This is a genomic window from Streptomyces actuosus (assembly GCF_016921115.1).
Lineage (GTDB): Bacteria > Actinomycetota > Actinomycetes > Streptomycetales > Streptomycetaceae > Streptomyces > Streptomyces actuosus_A.
On the sequence record NZ_JAFFZS010000003.1, the window covers coordinates 275645 to 301481 of the forward strand.

The 25837-nt window shown below is 73.7% G+C and carries 19 protein-coding genes and 1 pseudogene; 13 read left to right on the forward strand and 7 right to left on the reverse strand.

Annotated features, from left to right (window positions below; genetic code table 11):
* Positions 1-153: 153 nt before the first annotated feature.
* The 3 genes and pseudogenes from JS756_RS06355 to JS756_RS36575 all read right to left on the reverse strand — a co-directional run bounded on the left by JS756_RS06355 (position 154) and on the right by JS756_RS36575 (position 1421).
* Positions 154-522: a DUF8129 domain-containing protein gene (locus JS756_RS06355; protein ID WP_205381953.1), complete on the reverse strand. Its 369-nt coding sequence runs from the start codon at positions 520-522 to the stop codon at positions 154-156.
* Between the two features lie 99 nt (positions 523-621).
* Complete coding sequence (locus JS756_RS06360) at positions 622-978, reverse strand: DUF6479 family protein (RefSeq protein ID WP_205381954.1); 357 nt, start codon at positions 976-978, stop codon at positions 622-624.
* A gap of 29 nt (positions 979-1007) precedes the next feature.
* Positions 1008-1421, reverse strand: a pseudogene (locus JS756_RS36575) (ChaB family protein).
* 115 nt (positions 1422-1536) lie between these two features.
* On the opposite strand from JS756_RS36575, the gene JS756_RS06365 reads away from it, so the two are divergent.
* Positions 1537-1908 carry a four-helix bundle copper-binding protein gene (locus JS756_RS06365; RefSeq protein WP_205381955.1) on the forward strand — a complete coding sequence of 124 codons (372 nt, stop codon included), beginning with the start codon at positions 1537-1539 and terminating at the stop codon, positions 1906-1908.
* 141 nt (positions 1909-2049) lie between these two features.
* Here the strand turns inward: JS756_RS06365 and JS756_RS06370 are convergent, their stop codons facing one another.
* Together JS756_RS06370 and JS756_RS06375 are read right to left on the reverse strand one after the other, a co-directional pair.
* The gene (locus tag JS756_RS06370) at positions 2050-2274 is read right to left on the reverse strand and encodes a hypothetical protein (RefSeq protein ID WP_205381956.1); all 225 of its coding nucleotides are present in this window, start codon (positions 2272-2274) and stop codon (positions 2050-2052) included.
* A 13-nt stretch (positions 2275-2287) separates the two neighbouring features.
* Positions 2288-3184 carry a universal stress protein gene (locus JS756_RS06375; protein WP_205381957.1) on the reverse strand — a complete coding sequence of 299 codons (897 nt, stop codon included), beginning with the start codon at positions 3182-3184 and terminating at the stop codon, positions 2288-2290.
* A 447-nt stretch (positions 3185-3631) separates the two neighbouring features.
* Between JS756_RS06375 and JS756_RS06380 the strand changes: the two genes are divergently transcribed.
* From JS756_RS06380 to JS756_RS06405, 6 genes are all read left to right on the forward strand, one after another.
* Complete coding sequence (locus tag JS756_RS06380; protein WP_205381958.1) at positions 3632-4111, forward strand: cation:proton antiporter regulatory subunit; 480 nt, start codon at positions 3632-3634, stop codon at positions 4109-4111.
* A 4-nt stretch (positions 4112-4115) separates the two neighbouring features.
* Positions 4116-5342, forward strand: a complete 1227-nt coding sequence (locus JS756_RS06385) for a cation:proton antiporter (protein WP_205381959.1) — start codon at positions 4116-4118, stop codon at positions 5340-5342.
* 196 nt (positions 5343-5538) lie between these two features.
* The gene (locus JS756_RS06390; protein WP_438817287.1) at positions 5539-6501 is read left to right on the forward strand and encodes an oxygenase MpaB family protein; all 963 of its coding nucleotides are present in this window, start codon (positions 5539-5541) and stop codon (positions 6499-6501) included.
* Positions 6483-8720 carry a serine/threonine-protein kinase gene (locus JS756_RS06395; RefSeq protein WP_205381960.1) on the forward strand — a complete coding sequence of 746 codons (2238 nt, stop codon included), beginning with the start codon at positions 6483-6485 and terminating at the stop codon, positions 8718-8720. The genes JS756_RS06390 and JS756_RS06395 overlap by 19 nt, the downstream gene beginning before the upstream one ends.
* A 451-nt stretch (positions 8721-9171) precedes the next feature.
* Positions 9172-10740 (forward strand): phytoene desaturase family protein, encoded by a 1569-nt coding sequence (locus tag JS756_RS06400; RefSeq protein ID WP_205381961.1) that lies wholly within the window; start codon positions 9172-9174, stop codon positions 10738-10740.
* Positions 10741-11322: 582 nt separating this feature from the next.
* The gene (locus JS756_RS06405) at positions 11323-11859 is read left to right on the forward strand and encodes a hypothetical protein (RefSeq protein ID WP_240203327.1); all 537 of its coding nucleotides are present in this window, start codon (positions 11323-11325) and stop codon (positions 11857-11859) included.
* Between the two features lie 15 nt (positions 11860-11874).
* On the opposite strand, the gene JS756_RS06410 is transcribed toward JS756_RS06405, so the two are convergent.
* The gene (locus JS756_RS06410; RefSeq protein ID WP_240203328.1) at positions 11875-17115 is read right to left on the reverse strand and encodes a CHAT domain-containing protein; all 5241 of its coding nucleotides are present in this window, start codon (positions 17113-17115) and stop codon (positions 11875-11877) included.
* Between the two features lie 243 nt (positions 17116-17358).
* Between JS756_RS06410 and JS756_RS06415 the strand changes: the two genes are divergently transcribed.
* The 5 genes from JS756_RS06415 to JS756_RS06435 all read left to right on the forward strand — a co-directional run bounded on the left by JS756_RS06415 (position 17359) and on the right by JS756_RS06435 (position 22819).
* Positions 17359-18039, forward strand: coding sequence for a DUF3168 domain-containing protein (locus JS756_RS06415; protein WP_240203329.1), 681 nt, complete (start codon positions 17359-17361; stop codon positions 18037-18039).
* Between the two features lies 1 nt (position 18040).
* Positions 18041-18724 (forward strand): RES family NAD+ phosphorylase, encoded by a 684-nt coding sequence (locus JS756_RS06420; RefSeq protein ID WP_205381964.1) that lies wholly within the window; start codon positions 18041-18043, stop codon positions 18722-18724.
* A gap of 376 nt (positions 18725-19100) precedes the next feature.
* Positions 19101-19793: a vWA domain-containing protein gene (locus tag JS756_RS06425; RefSeq protein ID WP_205381965.1), complete on the forward strand. Its 693-nt coding sequence runs from the start codon at positions 19101-19103 to the stop codon at positions 19791-19793.
* 8 nt (positions 19794-19801) lie between these two features.
* Entirely contained in the window at positions 19802-21181 is a 1380-nt protein-coding gene (locus tag JS756_RS06430) for a protein phosphatase 2C domain-containing protein (protein WP_240203387.1), read from the forward strand.
* Between the two features lie 3 nt (positions 21182-21184).
* Positions 21185-22819: a serine/threonine-protein kinase gene (locus JS756_RS06435; protein ID WP_205381967.1), complete on the forward strand. Its 1635-nt coding sequence runs from the start codon at positions 21185-21187 to the stop codon at positions 22817-22819.
* A gap of 54 nt (positions 22820-22873) precedes the next feature.
* Here JS756_RS06435 and JS756_RS06440 read toward each other — a convergent pair whose 3' ends face one another.
* Entirely contained in the window at positions 22874-24166 is a 1293-nt protein-coding gene (locus JS756_RS06440; protein WP_240203330.1) for a macro domain-containing protein, read from the reverse strand.
* Between the two features lie 127 nt (positions 24167-24293).
* Here JS756_RS06440 and JS756_RS06445 point away from each other — a divergent pair, with 127 nt between their 5' ends.
* A complete protein-coding gene (locus JS756_RS06445; protein WP_205381968.1) occupies positions 24294-25811 on the forward strand; it encodes an acyl-CoA synthetase in 1518 nt (505 codons plus the stop codon).
* The last annotated feature ends 26 nt before the right edge of the window (positions 25812-25837 follow it).

The window sequence follows — 25837 nt, forward strand, 5'->3', positions numbered from 1 at the left end:
ACGGGGCCGAACGGGCCGGAGACGGATCGGGAGGGCGGGCCCTTCCGCGGGCGGGGACGGGCCGCACGGGCGGCATCGGTGACGCGGGGGGCGTGCCGGGCACCCGGGTGTGCACCGGCCCGGCGGCGGACGCCGCACCGTCCGGTCGGGCCGCTACGAGTGCTCGCTCCTCGGCTTGCCCCGTCGGTCGGGTGTACCGTGCGGCGGCGGGCTGAAGGGGCGCGGCGAGGTCGCCGGGGCCGTCGACGGACGCGCCGCGCCCGCGCGGGGCTCGGAGCGCTCGGGGCGCAGGGCGGTCGGGTCGCCCGAGGTGGGCTCGGCGCCGGCCCGCAGCTGGTTCAGCCGCGACATGAGCACCTCGGTGACCGGGAGACGGTGCCCGTGGGCCCGCTCGTAGGCGAGCAGCTCCTCGACCCCCTCCGCCGTCAGCGACCGCACGCGGCTCTCCAGACCGCCGAGCGGCAGGTGGTCGTAGTCCGGCAGAGGCAGGACGGAGCGGCCGGGACCGAAATGGACCCACACTCCTCTGGGGCCGGGCCACCGCCGCAGTGACGGCCGGGCGGCGTTCCGCCCGGCTCGCCGTACGGTCCCGGCCCGCCTTTCGGCAAACCGGGCCGACGTTCAGTGGGCTCCCAGACCCCCGCCACCGAACGATCCGCTGCTGCCCTTGCTCCACCGCGGGCGTTCCGTGGACTCGCTCGGCCGGGTGCCGAGGTTGCCGAACTCGGACGGCAGCCTGCGGCGGCCGTCCTGCGGTACCTCCTCCGGTTCCCGGTTCTCCCTGGCCTCGTGCACCGCGCCCTCCGGCGGCAGGTGCGGCTGCTCCTCCGGACGTGGAGGAGCCGGCTCACGGCTCTTGAGGATGTCGCCCCGCCAGAACGCGCCGATCAGCAGGGCCACGAGCGCGACCCCGATGACGATCGGCCCGATGACGAGGGCGCCGCTCCGCTCCGCCAGCTGCATCGCTACGGTACTCATATCTCATGAATACCCCCCAAACGGGTGCTTTACCACCGTCTCGAAGAGCGTGACGCACGCGTCCGGGGCGCGCGTGGCGCCGCGGATGACCTCCAGCAGCTCGCCCTTCGGCATCCGCGAGCGACCGTCGATGTCCAGTCGCTGGGCGATCGCGGTGGAGATGCTCCTTCTCGGCGTGCTCGTCCACGCCCTCCCCGCTGCGCCCGCCCTGCTGCCGGAGCCGGGCCGACCGCGGGCCCGCGGGCCCCTTCCGGCCGCCCTCCTTGCGCTCCCGGTCGTAGCCCGCCTTCTCGTGCGTGTGCTTGAGGGCGCTGTACGCCACGCTGTGCGGGCGTTCCCCCGCCGTACGGGTCGACCGCCGAGTCGTGCGCCTCGACCCAGGTCCGCCGGGCGTCCGGGGAGGAGCGCTCCAGGGTCGGCGGCGGTTCGCTTCGTCCCGGCACCGGTGCCACCTGCGTCGTCCGCGTTCTCGTGGGGGTACGGCGAGTGCCCGCACCGCGGCGAGGGTGACGGCCGCGCCGGGGTTTGACGGCCCGGCCCCGGGGCTACCCGCGCAGGGTGACTTCCACATCGCAGCAGGATCTCGTCCGGTTCCTGGAGGACCGCTTCGCCTGCGCGCAGGCCTGCACGGAGTGCGCCCGGGCCTGCGCCCTGCGGGCGAGCCTGGTGGACCCCGGTGGCGCGGACGAGCAGGAACTCCTACGCCGCAAGGGCATCATGTGCGCGGAGGTCTGCGACGCGACCTGCCGGGTGCTGGCGGAGCAGAACACGCTGGACGAGGACGGTGTCCGCATCCAGCTGGACTGGTGCCGCGCCGTCTGCCTGGAGACCGCCCACGTGTTCGACGGGCAGCAGGGCGCGCAGGATGCGGCGGACCACTGCCGGGCGTGCGCCCGTGCCTGCACCGCCTTCCTGCACACGCTCGGCTGACGGCATTTCGGGACGCCGAAGCCGGGAAACCGGCCGTCGGCCGTCCGGCCTCCGCGGCCGGGCGCCCACCGGCGCACGTCGCCTCGGCCGGACGGGGTACGGCCATGCCGGGCCCCCGGGCGCGCCGGATGCCGACCGCGGTCAGCGCAGGAGGCGAGGTGGTCGTCGGCCCTCGGCGAGCGACCGCATCCCCTCCCGGTACGCCGCGGCTCCGATGCGCCCGCGCATCCGGCGGCCCACCAGCCTCCGTTCGGCGCCCTCCAGGGCACGGAGGCGACGGCGCCCGGCCGGCCGCAGCAGGCGCGTCGAGTCGTACAGGGCGCCGGCCAGGATCAGCACGTCGAGGAGAGCGGCGGCGACGAGCACGGCGGTGCCGGTGTCAGTCGTGCGGGACGACCGCGACGGGGGCCTTGGCGTGGTGCAGCACCGCGTGCGCGACCGGACCGATGCGCGGCCCGAGCGGCGCTCGCCGGATGCGCCGGCCCACGACGACCAGCGAGGCGTCGGCCGCTGCGTCCACCAGGTGGCCGGCCGCGCTGCCGATGGCGGTCTGCTCGACGACCTGGACGCCCGGGAACTTCTCGTGCCACGGCGCCAGCACCCGGTCGACGGCGTTCGCCTCCTGCTGGGCGAGGTCGGCGTTGAGCTGCGGGTCCATACCGAGCCCATAGGCGTAGTAGGGCGGCAGACCCCAGCCGTGCACCACCCGCAGCCGGGCCCCGCGCCGGGCGGCGGCGTCGAACGCGAAGGCGAGCACGGCGTCGTCGGGGTGCTCGTGGTCCAGACCCAGGACGACGTCGCGGTAGGGAGTCGTCGCCGACGGCAGACCGTCCGCGTCCGGCTGGTGCTCGTCCTCGATCGCGGCCCCGGCACGCACCAGCACGATGGGCCGTTCGGCCTGTGCGACGACGGCGAAGCCGATGGAACCGATCAGGAAACCGGTGACGCCGCTCAGCCCCCGGGAGCCGATGGCGAGCGGTTCGGCGTCGGCGGCAGCGGCGAGCAGCGCGGTGGCCGGGGGCCGCGTGACCTGCTCGGAGGTGATCGTCAGAACCGGGTGGCGTTGCCGCAGCCGCTCGATGGTCTCCCGCAGCACCCGCTCGGCCCAGTGGCGCGGCCCGTCACCCTCCGGTGCCGGCCAGGCCTGCGGCTGCCACCCCCAGGCGTGGACCAGGTGCAGCGGCAGATCCCGCAGCTCCGCCTCGCGGGCTGCCCACTCGGCGGCTGCGAGGCTCTCGGGCGAGCCGTCCACTCCGACGGTGACGGTACGGGGCATGGCGATGGCCTCCTAGAGATGTACGGGCCCGGTGCGGCCTGTTCCCACGCTGTCAGCGCAGGCCACCGCGGCAGCAGGGCCGATCGGCCCCATGTCGCGGCGACGGACGGCCTCAACGGGCGGGCGGACCGGACCGGTTCGGTCCGCCCCGCCGGCCCGCCCCGGCCGTACGCCCCCGACCGGCCCCGACGGATCCCGCGTGCCGGGGGCACGCCGTCCCGGGACCAGGGAACGCCCCGGTGTCCTGTCCGGAGCTCAACTCCGCCGTCGGCGGCGGCCGGACGCCCGCGTGCGGGAACGCCCGTCCCGGCGCGCCGGGACCGGTGCCGATGGTCGAGTCCCCGCCGCCGTCCGCCCAAGATGGGTACGCGGAGGGCCCGTGCCGCGGCAAGGCGCCGAGGGGCCTCCCGCAGGTTCCCGAGGCACGACGGACAGGGTGGTGTGTGCGTGGACGTCAACGAGGTGCTCCTGCCGGGTGTGGGGCTGCGATACGAATTCGTCAACCAGGACGGCGACCGGATCGGCGTGGTGGTCCGCCGGTCGGGCGACTTCGAGCTCGTGGTCTACGAGGGCGCGGATCCGGACGAGGCGCGGGCCGTGCTGAGGCTGACCGAGGAGGAGGCGGACACCCTCGCCGAGATCCTGGGCGCCCCGCGCATCGCCGAGCGGTTCGCCGACCTCACCAAGGAGGTTCCCGGACTGAGTGCCGGACAGATCGAGGTGCGCGCCGGCACACCGTTCGCCGGCCGCCCGCTCGGGGACACCCGGGCCAGGACACGCACCGGTGCGTCGATCGTGGCCGTCGTCCGCGGCGAACAGGTGATCCCGTCGCCGGGGCCGGAGCGGGTGCTGCATCCCGGGGACGTGCTCGTGGTGATCGGAACCCACGACGGGATCGCCGCGGTGGAACAGATCGTGCGGGGCTGAGCCGGTGGAGATCTCGGTCGCCCTGCTGCTGGAACTGGGCATCATCCTGACCGTGCTGAGCGTGCTCGGGGCAATGGCGCGGCGCTATGCGCTCTCGCCCGTCCCGCTGTACCTCCTGGCGGGGCTGGTGCTCGGCGAAGGGGGGATCGCCCCGGTTCCGGCAGCCGGCGCGTTCGTGGAGACCGGGGCGGGCATCGGAGTGGTCCTGCTGCTTCTGGTGCTCGGGCTGGAGTTCACGGTGCCGGAGTTCACCGTCAGCCTGCGCCGCCACCTGCCCTCGGCCGTGGTCGACCTGGTGCTGAACGCGACCCCGGGAGCCGTGGCGGGCTGGCTGTTCGGGCTGGACGGCGCCGGGATCCTGGCGTTGGCGGGCGTCACGTACATCTCCTCCTCCGGCATCGTCGCCCGGTTGCTGAGCGATCTGCGCCGGATGGGCAACCGCGAGACTCCGGCGGTGCTGTCCGTGCTGGTGCTGGAGGACTTCGCGATGGCCGCGTACCTCCCGCTGCTCGCCGTCATCGCCGCAGGCGGCACCTGGCGGCAGGCGCTGCTCGGCGTACTGCTGGCACTCGGCGCGGTCCTGGCCGCGTTCACCGTGTCGTACTGGTGGGGCCAGCACCTGGGACGGCTGCTGTCGCACCCGGAGGCGGAGCAACTCCTGCTGCGCGTCCTCGGCGTGACGCTGATCGTCGCGGCCCTCGCCGAGGCCGTCCATGTCTCCGCGGCGGTCGGGGCGTTCCTCGTCGGCCTGTCGCTCACCGGCGAGACGGCGCAGCGGGCCCGCAAGGTGCTGAGCCCGCTGAGGGATCTGTTCGCCGCGGTCTTCTTCCTCGCCATCGGCCTGGCCGTGAGCCCGGCCGCCCTGGTCCCGGCACTTCCCGTCGCCCTGCTGCTGGCTCTGGTCACCGGCCTGACGAAGGTGGCCTCCGGCTGGTACGCCGCGCGGCGGGACGGCGCGGGGCGCCGGGGCCGTGTGCGGGCCGGGACCGCGCTCATCGCCCGGGGGGAGTTCTCCATCGTCATCATCGGCCTGGTGGGGGTGCGCCACGACCGGCTCGGTGCCCTCGTGGCCGCCTACGTGCTCCTGCTCGCCGTGACCGGCCCGGTGATCACCCGCTTCGCCGGCGCCAGGCCGCGGGGAACGGTACGCCGCCGACGGCGGGGCGGCACCGTGCCCCGCGCTCCCCGACCGGCACCTCACCGGCCCTCGCCGGGCGGACCGGCTCCGTGACCGGGTCTTCCCGCCACCCGCCACCCGCCACCCGCCGCCCGTATCCGCCGCCCTGGTGGAAACTCCTCCCGGCACAGGCGGTCGGAGGAACCCGGTCTCGCGGCCACCGGGGGCCGGCTCCTTGACGGGAGAGGGTGCCGCGTGGATGCATGGCAGGGAAGAGCGGTGACGGCACTGCGGACGGAGGTGACCACTCGTGGCCGTGACCCCGTCCGCCGCAGCGGACCGCGCGCCCAGGGGCGACCCGGGGCTGTTCGGCCCCGACTCGGTGACGTGGCAGGTGCACGGAGACCCCGTCATGTGGATCGCGGGGGTGCGCGCGCTGTACCTCCAGGCGCTGCATCCGCGGGCCGTGCGCGGGGTCATGCACAACAGCGACTTCCGGCAGGACGCCTGGGGCCGGCTGATGCGCACCGCGAACTTCGTCGGCACCCTCACCTACGGCACCGCCGACGCCGCCGAGAAGGCCGGCGCCCGGGTGCGGAGGATCCACGGCATGCTGTCGGCGACCGACCCGGACACGGGCGAGCGGTACCGCATCGACGAACCCGGGCTGCTTCTGTGGGTGCACTGCGCCGAGGTCGACTCCTACCTGAACGTGCTGCGCCGCTCCGGCCTCCCGCTCGACGGCGCCACCGCCGACCGCTACCTCGCCGAACAGCGCACCGCGGCCCGGCTGGTGGGCCTCGACCCGGCGAGCGTGCTCGCCGACCGCGCGGACCTGGCCGCCTACGTCGAGGGGGTGCGGCCCGAACTCGCCGCGGGAGCCGACGCGCAGGCCGTCGACGACTTCCTCCTCCGCCCTCCGACGCACCCCCTGCTGATCCCGGCGCGCGAGGTGCTGTGGCGGCGCGTGGCCGAACTGGCCTACGCCTCCCTGCCGTCGTACGCCCACGAGCTCTACGGCAGACCGGTGCCGGAACCCGCGACCGTCACCCGACGGCTGCGCGCCGCCGGCGCCCTGCTGCGCCACATCCCCGCACATCTGCGCTGGCAACTGCCGCCCCGGCACATCCTGCGCGCCATGGCCCGCCTGGGCCCCGACGCGCGCCCGGCCCCGTACAAAGCCGGGCGATTGCCCGCCATACTGGACGAGCCAGGGGAGGGCGGGACGAACGGTGACGGGGGCGAGCGCGGGAGATGGGGGACAGCAGACTGATCCACGGCCGGTACCGGCTGCTCGACCTGATCGGGCGCGGCGGCATGGGCGAGGTGTGGCGGGCCCGCGACGAGTCCCTCGCCCGGCACGTCGCCGTCAAGTGCCTCAAGCCGCTCGGACCGCAGCACGACCAGAGCGTCGCCCGGGTCGTCCGGGAACGCTTCCGGCGCGAGGCCCGGGTGGCCGCCGCCCTCCAGCACCGCGGCGTCACCGTCGTCCACGACTTCGGGGAGAGCGACGGTGTCCTGTTCCTGGTCATGGAACTGCTCCAGGGCCGCAACCTCAGCCAGCTCCTGGAGGACAACCGGCAGCACCCGCTGACCGTGCCCGACGTCGTCGACGTCGCCGAACAGGTCGCCGCCGCGCTCGCCTGCACGCACCGGCAGGGGATCGTGCACCGGGACCTGAAGCCCGCGAACATCGTGCGGCTCACCGACGGCACCGTGAAGATCTGCGACTTCGGCATCGCCCGCCTCGGCCACGACATCGGCCTCACCTCCCGCCTGACCGGCACCGGGATCGCCATGGGCACCCCGCACTACATGTCCCCGGAGCAGATCAGCGGCGACGAGGTCGACCAGCGCAGCGACCTGTACTCGCTGGGCTGCGTGCTCTACGAGATCGCCACCGGCGTGCCGCCCTTCGACCTCGACGACCCCTGGGCGATCCTCATCGGCCACCGCGACACCCCGCCCCGCCCGCCCCGCAGCCACCGCGCCGACCTGCCCGAGTACCTCGACCGGATCATCCTGGACCTCCTGGCGAAGCGGCCCGAGGAACGCCCGTACGACGCCCGCGAACTCGGGCGCCGCCTCGACCTCGGCCGCACCACCCCGGCGTACGTGCCGACCGTGGTCACCCCGCGGCCCGAGACGGTCCCGCCTCCCGCCGCCGCCCCGAGCGAGCGGCGCCTGCCGTCCTGGACCCGGGGGATGACCACCGGCCACAAGGCGACCGGAGCCGGCCTGCGCAGCACACCCCCCGACCCCTCGGCGGGCCTGAGCGGCGAGTGGGTCCCGCGCGACCGCACCGGCCGTCCCGGTCCACCGCATCGCGTTCCCTCCCGTACCACGGACCCCGCACTGCTCACCGCGCTGGCCGGCCGGCACGACGCGGGCCTCAGCCTCGGCCGGCTGGGCCGGTGGGCGGAGGCGGGAGAGGTGCACCGCGCGGTCGCCGCCGAGCGCGAGCACCTGCTCGGCCCGGACCACCCCGACACCCTCGCCAGCCGCTACGAGGTCGCCTTCACCCTCAGTCGCACCGGTCGCGCCGCCGACGCGCTGCGCGCCTACAAGCACGTCGCCGCGGCCCGTAGGAGGCTCCTCGGCGCCGACCACCCCGACACCCTCGCCGCCCGCCAGGAGATGGCGTACGTGCTCGGCCAGCTGGGCCGTCACCCGGACGCCCACCGGGTGTACCTGTCGGTGCTGGCCGACCGGGAGCGCACGATGGGCGCCGAACACCCCGACACCCTGCGCTGCCGCCACAACCTCGCGTTCAACCTCAGCCGGCTCGGCCGGCCGGAGGACTCGTACCTGATGGCCCGGGAGGTGGCCGACGCCCGGGCGAGGGTGCTCGGGCCGGCGCATCCCGACACCCTGGTCACCCGTTACGAGGTCGCCTACGCGCTCGGCCAACTGGGCCGCTGGGCCGACGCCCTGCAGACCTACCGCGAGGTCGCGGAGGCCCGCGCCCGCGCCCTCGGCGCCGACCATCCCGACACCCTCGCCGCCCGCTACGAGACCGGCATCAGCCTCGGCCGTCTGGGCCGCAGCGCGGAGGCCTACCAGCTCTACCGCGAACTCGTCGAGGACCGGGCCCGGATCAGCGGACCCGCCCATCCGGAGACCCTCCGCGCCCGGCACGGCCTCGGCGTCAACCTCGGCCGTCTGGGCCGCTGGGAGGAGGCACTGGCCGAGTCCCGCGACGTGTGCGCCATCCGGGAGCGCGTCCTCGGCCCCGACCACCCCGACACCCTGGTCAGCCGCCGGGAGGTCGCCGTGGGCCTCGGCTGGCTCGGGCGCTGGGCCGACGCCCTCACCGAGTACCGGCGCGTGGCCGCGGCCAGGGAACGCGTCCTGGGCGCCGACCACCCCGACAGCCTCTCCAGCCGCAACGACGAGGCGCACTGTCTGGAACAGCTCGGCCGGGCCGCCGAGGCCGCCGCCCTGTACCGCAGAGCGGCGGCCCTGCGGCAGCAGCGAGCGGGAGGCCGCTGACCGGCCCCCTCGGCGCTTCCCCGGGCTCGCCCGGACCGCGGAGTGCCCGGGCACGCACGGAGCCGGGCCGGCGGTACGGCCGACGGACCGGTGTCGCCGGGACGTCGTCTCCGGGCGCCGTGCTGTCGCGGGGGAGGGGCGGCGGCCGACCGCCACCAGCAGCCGGTCCGTGCCGACCTGGGGCCCAGGAGACCTCGGCGGCCAAGTCGCCGTGCGCAACTCCCCGTTGCCCCGCCGCCGAAGCAGCGCCCCGGTTCCCCGGGCGCGACGAGACCGGCGTCGGCCCCGGACCCGCACCGGGACCGGGGCCGTGCGGCAGGCGACACGCTCGGCGGGTACGGCGTGCGCGGCGGGAGAGGGCTCACCTCGCGCGTCCCTCGAACCGGAGGCCGAGCCGCCGGGCCCCGGAGTCCCTCTGGTCGCCCCAGGGGCATCCGTGTTACCAAGAACCATGCCCGCACCCCGGACGCACCGCAGCTATGACGCCGTCATCGTCGGCGGAGGACACAACGGCCTCGTCGCCGCCGCCTACCTGGCCCGCGCCGGGCGGTCGGTGCTGCTGCTGGAGCGGCTGCCGGGCACCGGCGGTGCCGCGGTGTCCACGCGGCCGTTCGCCGGTGTCGACGCACGCCTGTCCCGGTACTCCTACCTGGTGAGCCTGCTTCCGGGGAAGATCGTGCGGGATCTCGGCCTCGACTTCCGGGTGCGGAAGCGCACGGTGTCGTCGTACACGCCCGTGGAGCGGGCCGGACGGCCGACGGGGCTGCTGGTCGGCGGCGGGGAGGAGCGCACCCGGGACGCGTTCGCGCGGCTGACCGGGGGCGAAGGGGAGTACGAGTCCTGGCGCCGTTTCCACGCCATGACCCGCTCCGTCGCCGAACGCGTCTTCCCCACGCTCACGCAACCGCTGCCCACCCGGTCGGAACTGCGCCGCCGTGTCGACGACGAGGAGGCCTGGCGGACGCTGTTCGAGGAGCCGATCGGCGCGGCGATCGAGGAGCGCTTCCACGACGACCTGGTGCGCGGCGTCGTCCTCACCGACGCCCTCATCGGCACCTTCGCCGACGCCCACGACGCGTCGCTGAAGCAGAACCGCTGCTTCCTGTACCACGTCATCGGCGGTGGCACCGGCGACTGGGACGTCCCGGTCGGCGGCATGGGTGCCTTCACCGACGCCCTCGCCGACGCGGCCCGCTCTGCCGGCGCGGTCCTCGCCACGGGGCACGAGGCGGTGCGGATCGACACCGACGGCCGCCACGCCGAGGTGACCTACCGGACCGCAGACGGCGAGGACACCGTCGCCGCGCGGCACGTCCTGGTCGGCGCGTCGCCCCAGCGACTGGCCGAGCTGACCGGCGACACCGCGCCCGACCCCGCCGAGGGCGCCCAGCTGAAGGTGAACATGCTGCTCGAACGGCTGCCCCGGCTGCGGGACACGTCCGTCGATCCCCGCGAGGCCTTCGCCGGCACCTTCCACATCGCCGAGGGCTACGACCAGCTCGCGGCCGCCCACGCCCGGGCCGCGGCCGGAGAGCTGCCGGCGGCACCGCCCTCCGAGATCTACTGCCACTCGCTGACGGACCCCTCCATCCTCGGACCCGACCTGGCCGAACGGGGGTTCCAGACGCTCACCCTCTTCGGCCTGCACACCCCCGCACGGCTCTTCGCCCGCGACAACGACTCCGTGCGGGAGGAACTGCTCAAGGCGACCCTCGCCCAGCTCGACGCCCACCTCGCCGAGCCGATCACCGACTGCCTGGCCACCGACGCGGACGGCCGTCCCTGTCTGGAGGCCAAGAGCCCGCTGGACCTGGAGCGCGATCTCGGGCTGCCCGGCGGCAACATCTTCCACCGGGAGCTGGCCTGGCCCCACGCCCAGGACGGCACCGGCCGGTGGGGCGTGGAGACCCGGCACGCCAACGTCCTGCTGTGCGGGGCGGGTGCCGTGCGCGGCGGAGGGGTCAGCGGGGTACCGGGGCACAACGCCGCCATGGCGGTCCTGGAGACGGAACCGGCCTGAGCGTCCGAACGGCGGCATGCGCGGCCTGCCCGCGACACGACCGGCCTCGTACTTGCGGAGACCGGGCGGCTCCCGCTCTGCACGACCCGCTACTCGCTGCCGGGATGCTGCCCTTCGAGGGGCCTGCCTCCGCCCCTGCCGGTCCGTTGTCCCGGCACCTTCCCTCCGGCCTGTGCCAGGTGGCCACTTTCCGGGACAGCTGGGTCGAGCCCACCGCACAATGGCGTCGGGTGGCGGCGAGGGGGAGCGGGTGATGTGGTCGGGTGCGGATCACGGGGGCGCGCCCGGTGAAACCGAGCACAGGCACTCGTTCAGGATCGGGGCGTGGCCGGTCCGCTCCCGGCAGCACGACGGCGTACCACGGTCCGCGTCCACTCGCGGCCTCGGCGACGGGTCGCATCAAACGCCCAGGGGTACCGACCGTACAGACCCCTGCCGCAGCGGGTGCCGGCCCACCGGACGCACGACGCGGGTGCCGATCGGCGACCTGACGCGGGGAAACGGGGGAGCGACGTGGCGCAGACGTGGTTACCACTCCTGGTGGCGGTTGTCGGCGTGATCGGTACCTTGAGCGCGGCGCTCATGACCCAGATCAGGGCGGACCGCGTCAAGCTGCTCGAGATCGACTCCCTGCGCGGGCAGCACGCTGAGGACCGGGCACACGACGAGCGGATGCGCGCACTGGAGCTGGCGGACGCCCGAGAGCAGCGGGCCGCCGCGCACCGGGCTGAGGCGCACGCCCGGCTGCGCGCCTGCTGCATCGCCTTCAACACCGCGGCCCGGCACTACCAGACCGCACAGATCAGCGTGTTGCACGGACTGCGTGCCGGCGTGGGCGTGAATGAGTGCGTCGAGGCTCTGGAAGAGGCTCGCACGGCCTTCCGCGCGAGCTACGCGGAGGCACAGATGCTCCTGCCGGACCCGGTCCTCGCCGCGGCGTCGGAGGTGAGCCGCAGGCTGAACGACGACTATGGCGCGCTGAAGCGGTCACTGACCGACGCGCCCCGGAACCCGGCCCCGCCCGAGTGCGAGCAACGGGTCCAATCCGCCTGGACCGTGCTGACCGACCTGCGGAGGACGATGCGCCGCGACCTCCGCATCGACGACCCGGCGCCCTGACCATGCCGGGCAGGGCTACTGCCCGTGGTGCGCGAAGGCGGACCACACCTCCAGCTCGTCCGGACCGCGTCGCTCCGCCTCTGTGAACACATCGATGTACGCCTCGAGTTCGTCCGGCACGGTTCGATGCGGGTCCAGCATCCACAACTGGGCGGCCCGCAACGCCTCTCCGGCCGGCTCCCCGGTGCGCAGCCGGTGATGGAGGACGAGCATCAGAGCGGTGGTGCGCGGATCGTCGGCCACATCCCAGCGTGACCCGATCACCGCGGTGGCGCCGGCGCTGAGGAAGGCCGTGGCCAGGGTGAGCGCCTCGTCGTGGTCGCTCACGGTCAGGTCGCTGGTGCAGTTCGCGAGGACGACGGTCCCCCCGGGGGTCCCGGGGGCGCGGTCGGCGGCCCCCGCGAGCACGTCCGCCACCGTGACGCTGTGCCCGGCACCCAGCCGGAGCACCGAGTCCGCAGGGGAACTCCCCGTGTCCGCGTGGCAGTTGACATGCAGCAGGGCAGCCGGAGTCCGGGCCTGACCGGGCAGGAGCCCGTGGAGGGACTCGGGCACGGGAGGCAGCGGAGGAGGCGCGTCGGCGGGGGCGTGCGTACCGAGGCCCCCGACGACCCGTGTCCCCTCGTACATCGAGCCGACCAGTGCTGCCTCCCGGTGCATCCGCCAGGAGCCCTGCGGGTCGGCGACCACCGCCACGGACCCCGCGCCGATCCGGGCACGGGGCCGGTCGGCCACCTCCATGAGCTGGCGGGCGGTGGCACAGTACTGCAGTACCGCCCGCTGGCAGGCGTACGCCGCACCGGCCGGGCCGTCCGCACAGCGGGCGGCGTGCCACGGCACCGCGCCGAGCGCCCCCACCGGCGCCAGCACCAGCCGGGGCGTCCGGCGGAGCCGGCTGCGGGAGGCGGACAACACCGGGCCCATCGCCACCTCGCCCGCCCAGGAGCACAGTGCGTCGAGGGCGTCCCGCCACTGCCGCTCCAAGCGCGCGAGCCGGCGTTCGTGATTGGTGTGCATCACCTCCGGGTCGCCCGGAGCGGGGCGGTCGTCGGCACGGGCGGCGCTGCGGAACGCCTCGGCGGCACGGTCGTAGGCGCCGAGCGGACTGTCGGCGGAGACGACGAGACCCGGCAGCGCGAGCGCTTCCACCACGCCGGTGGCGCCGACGACCACCGCGTGCCCGGTGGCGGCCCGGCCGCCGCTGTACCCGCCGGCCTCCGCATGCTCGCCGGGCACGAGGTAGACGAGTGCGTCCCGCCCGAGACGGCGCAGCGCCTGGCCCACCCGGCCGGCGTTCGGCGCGGACACGAGCCGCCTCTCGGCAGTGCTTCCGGCGAGCGCCTCCAGGACCTGGCGGCGCAACCCGTCGGGCACGGCGTGCTGTTCGCCGCCGCTCGCGGTGTCCTCCCAATGCCGGGCCAGCTCGTCGTGCCCGCCCTCGCGCAGCAGTTCGGGCACCGTGACACCGACGGTGGCGGCGTTGAGGACCAGCCCGCGTCCGAGTTCCAGCGCCTCGTACGCCGTCCCGGGTTCCCCGTCCTCCAGGCTCCAGCGGACGAGGCGGAGCATGTCGGATGCGACGGCGCGGGCCACCTCGAGGGCGTGTCCCGTGCCGGACTGGAGCAGGACCGCACGGCCGTGTGCGTTCAGCAGAGACCGGGCCGTGTCCCGGGCGTCCCGGCGATGCCCGGCATCAGCGGGACCATGGGCGCGGTGGGCGTCGGCGAGCGCCCGGAGGACAGCCCGGGCGAGCGGGTCGCCGGGGGCGGTGTGCAGCACCGCCCAACGGTCACGCAGTACCCGTAGCGCACGGTCGAGGTCCGTGGCGTCACCGCCGCGCCCGTAGCGGGTCAGCAGCAGGACGCCCAGACCGTACGCGCAGCGGCTGCGGGAACCGTGGTACCCGTGTGATCCGTGTTCGGTTTCGGTTCCGAGCACGGTGACGGCACGGTCCAGCAGGGTGTCGACGGCGCGGTCGTGGACGTCGTGCAGGTCGCCGGCGCCCGCCCCGCGGGCGCCCTGCACCCGGTACAGGTCGCAGAGCGTCGCCGCCGCCCTGAGCAGCAGGCTCGGCCGCTGCATGCCCTCCTCGGGGCAGGCGATGGCAACATCGAGGAGTTCCCCGGCGGCGGACCGTGCGGCCGCCAGGTCGCCCGCGGCGACGGCCCGCTCGAGTTCGCGTCTGATCAGCTCCCCGCGAAGGGCCGGGCGCCGGGGGTGCCCGTCCGGAAGCACGCGGAGCGCGTGCGCGGCCTCCTCGGTCGAGACCGCGGAGCCGTTCACGGAGGACCGAGCCGCCGGACCCGTCCAGGCGACGGCGAGCAGTTCGGCACGGAAGGGTGCCGTCCACTGCGTGGGAACCGGCCGGAAGAGGCGCGCGGGCACGCGGGGGTCGCCCGAGTCCGCGAGGAGTTCGCACAGCGGCGGCAGGACCACGTCGCCGGAACTGCGCCCCAGGAGTTCCGCGTAGGCGCGGGCGGCTGCGTCGAGGTCGGTTCGGTCGCCGAGGATGAGGTGCCGGTCGAGGAGCAGCCGGGCCAGGAACTCGGCGCAGCGGTCCGCGAGGGCGGTGTCGGCTGAGACCGGCGCGCCGACTGTGCCGAGAGCGGCCACCGCGCTGCGCGCGAGTGCGACGGCTGTCTCCAGGTCCCGGCCGTCGCGGTCCCGCAGCCAGCGGTGGTGGTGCAGCACGGCCAGGGTCGCCGTGGCCGGCGCGCTCATCGGCTCATGGGCTCCGACCAGTTCGGCGACCCGGGTGGCCGGTACCGCGAAGGGGTCGGGCGTGCCGTCACCGAGCAGAACGGCCGCGTCGAGGTCGAGCACCGGGGCTCCGTCCGGAGCTGCCGGGCCGCCGGGCGGGCCCGGCCTGCTGCCGCCGGGGGCCGGGCTCCCGCTCCGTGGCCCGGGGATGCCGCCCGTGCGGAGCGAATCTCCGGTCCCGGACGTCCGGCTTGTTTCGGAGGGGACCCCGTCCCGCGGCGCTTCCTTTGCCGGGTCCTGTTCCGCTCCGTACGGCTCCGCCTGCGTCGAGACGTTCAGGAAGAGCCCGAGCAACCGCCGTGCGTCGCCCGTGCCGAGCCGGTTGAGAGCAGCCACGACCGGCGGACGCAGCGGCGAATCCGGAGGGAGAAGGGAGAGCGCCTCCCTGAGCGCCGCCCGGGCGGCCTTCCTCTCGACGTCGGTGGCCTCGCCCTCCTCCTCGACCCGGAGCCCGAGGACGCCCGCGACGCCCAGCATGATCACCCGCAGGCCTGCCGCCCGGGCATCGAGTCGGGGGACGGCCCGCCGCAGCCGTTCCGACCAGGCACGGGAATCCGCCACGGAGGGCGGTCCCGCCGGGGACCGCAGCAGCCGCACCATGACGAAGAGAAAGGCGAGCAGGGGTTCCTCCTCCTCGCCGTCGGACGAGCCCAGTACCGCGTCGAGCAGCTGCACGTCGTCCTCGACGGTCGGGAATCCGGACACGTCGGGCACCGCAGGGCTGTTGTGGTCGGCCGACGCGCGCAGGAAGGGCTCCGTGTACCAGACCTGGTACATCAGGGCGATGAGGAACGCGCCCCTGAAGTCGGCGTCCCCCAGCCCGTCGCGCTCGGGCAGGCGTTCCATCGCCACCCGCATGCAGCGGAGTCCCTCCCGCAGCACTGTGTGTTCGGGCACGGGCAGCCGGCAGGCGAAGTCCAGCAGCAGCGCGACGCCCAGGAATCCCTGTGCGTAGAGGTGGAGTTCGTCGTCGTGCGGATAGAGTCCCGTCCCCGTGCGCAGCAGGTCGATGGCCTCGCGGACATCCGCCACCACGTGTGGCGCGGTGCGTTCGAGGGCCATGGAGGGACTCTGCCGCCCGTTCATGACGGCTTGATCGGCGAGACCGTGGGCCAGGGGGAGCCCACGTCGCACGGCCCGCTGCCCGAGCACGATCGCGGCCTTGAGCACGGTGGCGGCCCGGTCGTCGTCCTCGGGCCCGATCAGCGGTACGAGCTGTCGCGCGCACACGGCGAGCCGGTCGTGCCCCCGGTCCCCCAGCACCCCTTCCGACAGGTCCAGCCAGAGCAGTTGCACGAGGCTGTCGAAGTGCGCCACGAACCCGTCGTCCGCCAGCAGACCGTGAGCCGCCGGGTTCTCGGTGGTGCCGACGGCGGACTCCCCCGGATCGCGCGGATCCGCCGGCTGCATGGCGGGATGCGCTGCCAGCATCTCCTCCAACAGTTCGACGGCGATCGCGCGGTCCTGCGCCGGGGCGGGGTCGCCGGGGCGCTGCGCGTGCCGGTTCTCCTCGGAGCGCAGGCACAGGGCGTGGACCAGTCCCCCTTTCAGCCCGAGCAGGGTCTCGTCCGGCATGCCGGGACGGGCGAGAGCGGCCCGGTACCAGTCGATGGCCCGCCCCTGATGCTGTGGCGCGGTGGAGATCTCCAGCAGCAGGTCGCACAGGAGAGTGCCCAGTTCCGCCGGACTCGCCGGGTCGTCGCCGTCGAGCAGCCGCGGCATCAGGTCGAGGAGGGCGACCGCGTCCTCGGCCCCCGCTCTTGCCGTGTCGGGAGACGGGTCGGCGCGGACGCGGTCGTCGAGTTCCAGAACGGAGAGCTGCACGAAGTCGAAGGTCACGGCCGGCTCCAGCAAGGGATCGAGATCGTCGGCGGTCCTCGCGGCGTCCAGCAGGGCGAGGGCGGTCCGACGATCGGCGAGCCGTTCCGGACTGCGGAATTCCGCACAACGCGACCGGTCCGACAGCACGAGGCCGAGGACGGCCCGGGCGCGAGCGGGTTCGGAGACGAGGTCCCGGTCAGGTCCGTGCAGAAGATCCCCCAGCAGACAGACGATCAGGTCCGCGTCCGCCTCGCCCGGCGCGCCGGGCGAGGCACGGCTCCAACGGTCGGCCACGAGGAACGCCCAGGCGCAGGTCAGGTCCACCTTCGCGAGACGCTCGGGGTCCGGGCCGCCGGCGCCGCACTGGTCGGCCGCGAGGGTGTACAGGGTGGCGAACCGCTCCCGAAGGCGGACGAGCCGGTGTCCGGCCGGTTCCAGCATGCAGCGGACGGCCGCGGCGGCCAAGGACATCTCGTACAACGCGAGGCGTCGATCGACGTCCGTCACCGTGTCGCACAGCCTGGCAAGAAGGGCCTCGGCCTCGTGCAGTTCCACGGGGGCCGGCCCCGCGGGCACCGGGCCGGCGGCCGTCACCCGCCCCGACCCCACTGCCACGGAATGCTCGGCCGCCTCGAGCAGTCGGGCCACCCGCTCCAGCGGTTGCTCCCGGCTCATGCCACTTCTTTCGACCTCGGCCATTCCCCACCCCGATTCGATGCATGCCCATTCCGCGGCGCGGTCGCGGTCCGCGGGACGCGGCGTGTCCGCCGGATTCCGCGCCCTCGGGCGTGCTTCCCGAATTCCGCACGCGGGTCCCGGCGAATGCTATACATTCGCTCGATTCCCGAGACCGGCCAATTGCCAAAATTACGGTACCTCACTACCGTACGGATCCATCCCGATTGCCGAGGGGGGCGCATGGACGAGTACGAGGCGCGACTCATCAGGGCGTTGACGAGGGATCGGCAGGCGATACGAGAAAAACTCGCCCCGGAGGACCGGAACCAGCTCGACGCGTTGCTCGACCTGGCCGCCGAAGGGGGTGACGAGCGGCGTCGGCGGGCGGTGGCCCGTGCCGTCGCGGCGCACCTGCGTGCCGCCCTGCCGGAACAGGAGGTCCAGGCTGCCGAGAGGCGGTTCGCCGGCACGACGTCGCCTCCGCCGCACGAACTGCTCGCGTCGTTCGCCTCGTTCCGCGGCCGGCCGGCGCACGTGTACGGAACCGGCGCCCGGGCTCCGGTGCGCGGTGAGGAGGCTCCACCCTCGCCGTACGAACGGCTGCTGGCGGCACCCTCCCTCTCCGCGGACGACTTGAGGGAGAACTTCGGTGTGGAGGCGACCGCTCCCGAGCTGATCCGCCTGCGCCGCCGCGACGGCACGGAGGGACTGCCGGCCTTCCAGTTCGACGGCGACGGCCGGCCCCGGGACGTGGTCGTCGCGGTCAATCGCATGTTGGGCGCCGCGGAGGACCCCTGGGGAGTGGCCGACTGGTGGCTCGGCCCCAATCCTTGGCTGGCCGCAGCCCCGGCGTCGCTGCTCGGTGCGGGCCTGGACGGGCAACTGCTCGCTGCGGCCGGCGTGGTGGGAGAGGAGGACTGAGATGGCCCGAGGCGCACGACTGCCCGATGCCGGCATGGCCGAACCGAGGCGGGTCGACTGGGAGAGGGGCCGGGTCCTGCACAGGGTGCACTCGCGCAAGCGGGAGGCGGTGGAGTTCAACCCCACGCCCCAGGATCACCACTTCGGCGGCGGACGGTTCGACAGCACTCCCAATGACCTCTACTCCTACCTGTATGCGGCGCCCGAACCGACGACGGCGCTGGCCGAGCGGCTGCTGCGCGACATCGGATTCGACGGTGACAATCCCACCCGTGTGCTGCCGCACAGGGAGCTGGAGGGCAAACGGCTCTCGCAGGTTCGGCTGGCTCGTGACGTGGCGCTGCTCTCGCTGCGCAGCCTGTTCGACCTCAACGCCGTTCAGCAGGAGGACGACTGGCTGGTGCGGTCCAAGCCCACGGACTACGCCTTCACCCGCCGCTGGGCGCACTGGTTGCGTGCCGAGGCCCCCTGGGCGCAGGGCTTCCTCTACGAGTCGCGGCTCGCGTTCCCGGAGGTCTCGCTGGTGCTGTTCGACCGCTGTGCGCACAGCGATCTGTTGGAGGCCGCCGAGGAACCCGCCCGCGATCTCGACGAGTCGGAGAACGTGCGGTGGGTCGACGAGCAACTGAGGCGGTTCAGGGTCAGGGTCGGGCCCCCCGACACCGCGGAAGGCGCCGGGGGCTGACGCCGGCGGTCCTGGCGGCCGGCCTGCGTTCGGCCTTCGCCTCCGGCCCCGGCGCGGTCGCCCCCCGAGGTCGGGCGGGCGCGACCCGGGCGAAAGCCGGGCGTCTTCCGGGTTCTTCAAGGGCATTTGGATGAAACCGCAGACCGATCGTGCACACACGTGCATACTTTTCTCTCAGTAGTTGCCGGATGCCCAGGGCTTCATCCTCCGGCGCTTTGTGTGCGAACGCGCCGACATGTATTCGATTTCCGAACGGTCGACCATGTCGATGCGTCCAGCCGTGCAGTGAAAAGGGCCGCGGGGGCCGCACTGTTTCCCGGCAAGGCAATGCTCGGCCTCTTTCTCACTTCGATCACCGAATCACGTCAGGACAGGAATGTCTGAATTCTCGAACGTCGAGCTTCCCGCTGTTTTCCCGGTGTGCCTCTGCATCGATGTCTCCTACTCGATGACGGGACCGCCGATGACAGCCGTCAACAACGCACTCCCCGAGATCAAGTCGGCGATCAAGGGGGATCCGGCCACCGGTGAGATCGCGCGACTCGCCGTCGTGACCTTCTCCGACCGGGCCGAGATCCTTCTGCCCCTGACCGACATCGGCTACGCCGACATGCCCACGCTGTCACCGCAGGGCGGCACGAACTTCGATGTGGGGCTGCGCGCCTCCGGTGACGCGCTGCGCGACGGCATCAAGGGCCTCGGCAAGGGCAGCCCCTACCACCAACCGGTGATCTTCTTCATCAGCGACGGCGAGCACAACGCGGCCGTCGACTGGACCCACACTCACGGACAGATCACCTCCAGGGACGACAAGTACGGAGCGCAGATCGTCAGCTTCGGCTTCGGCCAGGCGAACCGGGACGCCATCCGACAGGTCTCGACGGGCCTCGCCTTCTTCACCGACGAGAGCGACCCAGGTGCGGCCGTGCGCGAGATCCTGCGCACGGTGATCAGGAGTATCCGGACCACATCCAGTAGCTTCTCCTCCGCTTCCGGGGGTGCGGTCTCGGTGCCTGTCGACGGAACGAAACTCACGCAGCTCCCGCTGGCCCAGCGCACGGTGAGTTGAGCGTGAACATGTTCAAGCGGCGTCGGGGCCGGCACGCGGCCCCGGAGGAGGGCGACGGCGGCGAGGCGGGGGCGGAGGGGACCCACGGGGCCGCCGTACCGGACGTGTTCCCGGAGGCGGCCGGCACCGGCCCGGCTCCGTCGGACGTGCCGGAGCCGCTCGCGGCCGACTCCACCGGACCCCCCGCACGGGGCGCCCGTGCCACTGCCTCCCGGCAGGGCGACCCCGGTCATCCGCATGAGGAGAACCTGGTCCTCAGGGCCGCACCCGGGACGACCCAGCCCACAGGCTCCCTGGCGGCAGGCCCGACGACGGCGAGCCCACCGGCTGCGGATGCTCCGCAGCCGGTGCCGACCGCCGGCCCCGGGCGGCCCGCGCAGGAGCCCGAGGCCGCCGTGGACAGCGCCCCGGCCCCGGACGGCGCTGTCACCTGCAACGCTCCCGGTGCCACGGCCGGCAGCGGCGCCCGGGCTCGCGGATCCGTCCCCGAGTTCTCGGCGGCCACCGCACGCCCGGCAGCCGCGCCGCCCCGTACCCTGCCCACGGACGCCCCGCGCGTGGGCGATCCCCTGCCACCGCTGCCGCTTCCGCGTCTCGCGTCCCCGACGACCTCGCTGCCCGGGCTGCGGGCCGATGGGGGGCTGCTGGGCGACCGATGGCTCGGGGCGGCAAGCCTTGCCGGGCAGTCCCACCTGAACAGCGGCACCACGGCCCAGGACGCCTACCAGTTCACCCTCTCCGACGACGGCTCCCTGCTGGTCGCGGCGGTCTGTGACGGCCTGGGCTCGCGTCCGCGGACCGCCCAGCTCGGCGCGACCCTCTTGGCCACCCTGCTGTGCGAAGCAGGCGGCAGGGCCACCGCCGAACAGCTCGCGGCCGACCCCCGCGCCGTGCTGGGCGATGTCCTCGCCGCGGCATGCGCGCGGACGGCGAGGTTGCGCGCGGCGGGAATGCCCGGCCTGACGGACAAGGACCTCTCCTGCACGGCCGCCCTGGTCCTGCTCCCGGCCGCGGGCCCCGGCTGGGCCGCCCGGGTCGGGGACTGCGCCGTGATGCGGCTGGCCGGCGAGGCGTGGGAAACCGTCTTCCAGCGCGACGGGGGACCGCTCAACAAGGTCTCCGCCGTGCTGCCCCACCCTGTTCCCGCAGAGATCGCCGAGTACGCCCCGCTGGCCGAGGAGAGCCCTGGCGACCGTCTGATCCTGGCATCGGACGGGCTGGCGGAGGACGCCTTCGGCTCTCCCGCAGTGCGGGCCTGGCTCGCCGAACGCTGGTCCCAACCGTGTGACGCGGCCGCGATGGCGGACTCCCTGCGATACCGGCGCCGTGGCTCGCACGACGACCGGACGGCTGTGGTGGTGTGGTCACGGCCGCTGCGGGACGGGTGAGCCATGCGCACGGTCACCAGCAGGCTCGGCCGCAGGTACCAGGTCGAGGCGCACCCCTTCAACGACAAAGGCGGCCAGGGCCTGCTGTACCGCTGTGTGGACCAGGACGGAGTGGGGCGCGTCTACAAGGAGTACAAGACCCCCGTGTCCGCGTCGTCCGAGGTCCACCGGCTGCACGGACTGGCCGTTCTCGGTCGGGACATCGTCCACCGTGCCGAGAACGGCCGCGGCGTACCGGGGCGCGGAGAGCTCGCCACGACCGCCGAGTCGTCCATCAACTGGCCCATCGACGTGATCCACGGCAGGAACGGCGGCGTGGTGGGCGTCGTACTGCCCTTCATCCCGCCGTCGTTCATGTTCACGGACTCGAACCGTCGTCTGTCTGCCCGCACGCTGGCCTTCCTCTACCTGGCCCGCGCCGAGCCACCGCCACCGGCGGCGCAGGTACGTGTGGGCGTATTGCTGCGCGTGTGCGACATCTTCAAGGAGTTGGAGGACCTCAGACTCACTCACGGGGACCTGTCCGCCGACAACCTGGTATGGCGGGAGCATGACACACACGCCTACCTCATCGACTGCGACGGGCTGACCCCGTGGAGCGCCCCGCCCGCGCACGGGGTCACCACGCAGGAGTGGACGGATCCGCGGTGTGTCGCCGGGAAGATCCCGGCACACGACCGGTTCAGCGACCGGTACGCCCTCGCACTGGTGCTCTACCGCGGGCTGTTCCTCAACCCGGGCGGTCCTCGCTGGGATCGCGGACATGAGAACGGGCGGTGGATCAAGCCCGCGCAATTCCCCGGCCGACTGGACCCGGAGCTGCGGCGGATGTTCAGCCGCGCGCTCGACGACCCGTTCGCGACAACCACACGACCCGGTGCGGCCGACTGGCATCGCGCACTGCACAGGGCCTTCCTCACCGGTGGCCGCCCGCCGTCCTACCGTGCTGACGCACTGCGTGTCCTGGACGACTACGCCCTCCCGCGTCGCCAGGAGGTCCAGCGGAAGCAAGCTGCCCAGCGACCGGGCGCGACCCCTGCGACCGGTCTCACGGTGCAGGCACCCAGAGTCCAGCCGCAGCCGCGGCCGCAGCCTCGGGTGAACGTGCGGCCTCAGGTCACGCCGCCCGCGCAGCAGGGGTGGTCCCCCGGACCACCCCTGCAACGACGGCCGGCGCCGGCACCCGTGCCTGCCCGCCGCCGCAACAGGACGTGGGGCATCGTCGCGGCGGCGGTGGCGGTCCTGGCGGTGGGGGGGACCAGTGCCTATGTGTTCACGCACGACTCCGCCGCTCCCACCACCGGGGTGCCTCTGCGGGCAGGGGAACGCTGCCCCGCCCCGGTGGCCGCCCGCATTCCCGACGGCACCGGAGCGACGCTGCTGCACGCGTACACGACGGAGGCGCACCGCATCAGCCTGTGTCAGACCGTGAGCGGCAAGATCTACTACGACGGCTCCTGGCTTCACCCGGACACCGCTCAGAAGCGGTCCGAAGAGATCACCGTCCCTGCCGAGCGCACCGCGGACGGCTACCGGGCGCGCAACGGGTCGTACCAGTACATCATCCGGGGGAGGTACGTCTTCGTCGTCCCGCCCGAGGGCGGGACGACGAAGTACCTCCTCACCGAGACGAGCTGAGCGTGCCGTACCGACCGTCGCGTCCCGGTGCCGCTGTCGGGCTGCTGCCGGGGCTCACCGCCGCCTCGCGGCGAGCGCGTCCAGCACGACACCCGCGCTGACCGGATTGCGGGTCACCAGGTGCACCGACCAGGCAGGGTCGGCTGCAAGGGCGATCTCCAGCGCTCCGAGGACGGCCTCCGCGCTCCTCCACGCGGCGAGGCCGCCGCGCCCCGCGCCGAACAGGGGCAGTGCCACGGACCGCAGCGGGACTTCGCCGGAATCCCGCTCCTCGCCCGCCAGCTCGAAAACGCGCCGGACCGCCAGTGCGACCGCTTCCGGTGCCGTCTCGTAGCCGTTCCCGGTCGCACGGGGAGTGGTGACCGCCGCATGGAAGATCCTGTGCACCCCGCGCGTCGCCAGTGCACCCGCCGAGGTCACCGCCACGGTGCCGGGGGCCACGGGAAGCCCGGACGGCGCCGAGCGCTCGCTCCAGGACCTCAGTTGATGCGCGATCACGTCGTCGACGATCCGCCCGCCGGCGTCCTTCGTCGCGCCCGCCCGGCGCAAGCTCCCGGAGATCGTGCGACGGAACGTCTTGGACATCTCGAAGTAGACGTTCTCCGACGACACCAGCACATCGACATCCTCGATCAGCTCGATGGGCGCAACATGCAGTGTGATCGTCACCTCGCCGTGCGGAAAGGGCGTGTCCACCCGGTGCCGCCCCGCCCGCACGGACTTCGGCGGTCGCGACGTCCCGGACACCGCGGACGCTTCAGGCGTCTCGGATGCCGGCGACGACGCCGCGGCGGTCGCGACGGGCCCTGGCCCGGTCGCGTTGCCGTGCGTCATCGGCGCACCGGTTCCGGCCGCTGCCATGATCGCCGCGGCGACCTGACGGATGAGCAGTTTCTCCTGGTGTTTGCGGAAACGGTCGACGCCGATGTCGGCCAGTTCGGCAGCCATGCTTCGGCGCGCCTTGCCCGGCAACGCGCGTGTACCCGGCAGCAGGCCGAAGGTGATCCGCCCCACATCGCGCTGCCCGGGGTCGAGCCCGTCGACCGCACGGCGCAGCGCCTCCTCCACCGCGGCCGTGTCCACCTCGCCCGGCCCGGGCCCCCGGCGCCCGTCCGTACCGGTGGACCGCGCGAGCAATCCGGGCAACTCGACGAGTGCTGCCTCGTGCAACCGCATCAGCCCGAGCACCCGAATTCTGTGCAACTCCTGACCCAACACGTCCAGCATCGCCGGGTGTTGCCCCGGCTTGTCCCCCAGATCCATGTCAGAAAGCATGGTGGTATGCCTCACGCCCGGCAACGCAATCCGCCGAACCCGCGTGCACCAGCACGCGGCCGGAGGCTGCATGGCCGGCCGTGGAGTTCGGGAGAACCGCCACCGGCGCCCGCGCCCGTGCCGATCCGGGGTGGGACCGCCCCCCGGACCGCGCGCACGACTTGACCACCGGGTGGCCGCAGGCCGAGGATCACACGGCATGACGCCCGGACACGGCAGCACCGTCGACGGGGTGCTGCGTCGCAGCGCCCGCCGGACCCCCGCGCGCGTCGCCGTCGAGTACGGCGACCGCTCCTGGACCTACCAGGAACTCGACGACGCGGTCTCCCGCGCGGCGGGTGTCCTGCTCGGTGAGGGCCTCACCCCGGGGGACCGGGTGGGGGCCTACGGCCACAACTCCGACGCCTACCTCGTCGCCTTCCTCGCCTGCGCCCGCGCCGGCCTGGTGCACGTCCCCGTCAACCAGAACCTGACCGGCGGCGACCTCGCCTACATCGTCGGCCAGTCGGGCAGCTCGCTGGTACTGGCCGACCCGGACCTCGCGGACCGCCTGCCGGACGGCACACGCACCCTCCCGCTGCGCGACGCCGACGGCTCGCTGCTCGACGCCCTCGCGTCGGCGGCACCGTACGACGGACCCGAACCGCGCAGCGAGGACCTCGTGCAGCTGCTGTACACCTCGGGTACGACCGCGCTGCCCAAGGGTGCGATGATGACCCACCGCGCCCTCGTCCACGCCTACCTCAGCGCCATCACCGCCCTGGACCTGAGCGCCGGGGACCGCCCGGTGCACGCGCTGCCGCTGTACCACTCGGCCCAGATGCACGTCTTCCTGCTGCCCGGCCTGGCGGTCGGCGCCACCAACATCATCCTCGACGCACCCGAGGGCGACCGTCTGTTCGATCTGATCGAATCCGGCCGCGCGGACAGCCTGTTCGCCCCGCCCACGGTGTGGATCGGCCTGGCCGGCCGTCCCGACTTCGCCACCCGCGATCTGAGCGGACTGCGCAAGGCGTACTACGGCGCCTCCGTCATGCCGGTGCCGGTCCTGGAACGGCTGCGCGCCCGCCTGCCGCGGCTCGCCTTCTACAACTGCTTCGGCCAGAGCGAGATCGGCCCGCTCGCCACCGTCCTCGGCCCCGACGAGCACGAGGGCCGCATGGACTCCTGCGGGCGCCCGGTGCTGTTCGTGGACGCCCGGCTCGTCGACGACGACGGCCGGGACGTCCCCGACGGCACCCCGGGTGAAGTCGTCTACCGCTCACCGCAGTTGTGCGAGGGCTACTGGGACAAGCCGCAGGAGACCGCCGAGGCGTTCCGCGGCGGCTGGTTCCACTCGGGCGATCTCGCGGTACGCGACGCCGACGGCTACTTCACGATCGTCGACCGGCTGAAGGACGTCATCAACTCCGGTGGCGTGCTGGTCGCCTCACGCCAGGTCGAGGACGCCCTGTACACGCATCAGGGGGTCGCCGAGGCCGCGGTCATCGGCCTGCCCGACGACAAGTGGATCGAGGCGGTGACCGCGGTCGTCGTCCCGCGCGGTCAGGTCACCGAGGCGGAGCTCGTGGCCCACGCCCGCGACCGGCTCGCCGCCTTCAAGACGCCCAAACGGGTCGTGTTCGTCGACGCGCTGCCGCGCAATGCCAGCGGCAAGATCCTCAAGCGTGAGCTCCGGGAACGGCTCGGCACGGTGCCGCCTCCACCAGCCGGCTGATCCCCGGGCCCGCCACGCCCGCGCGA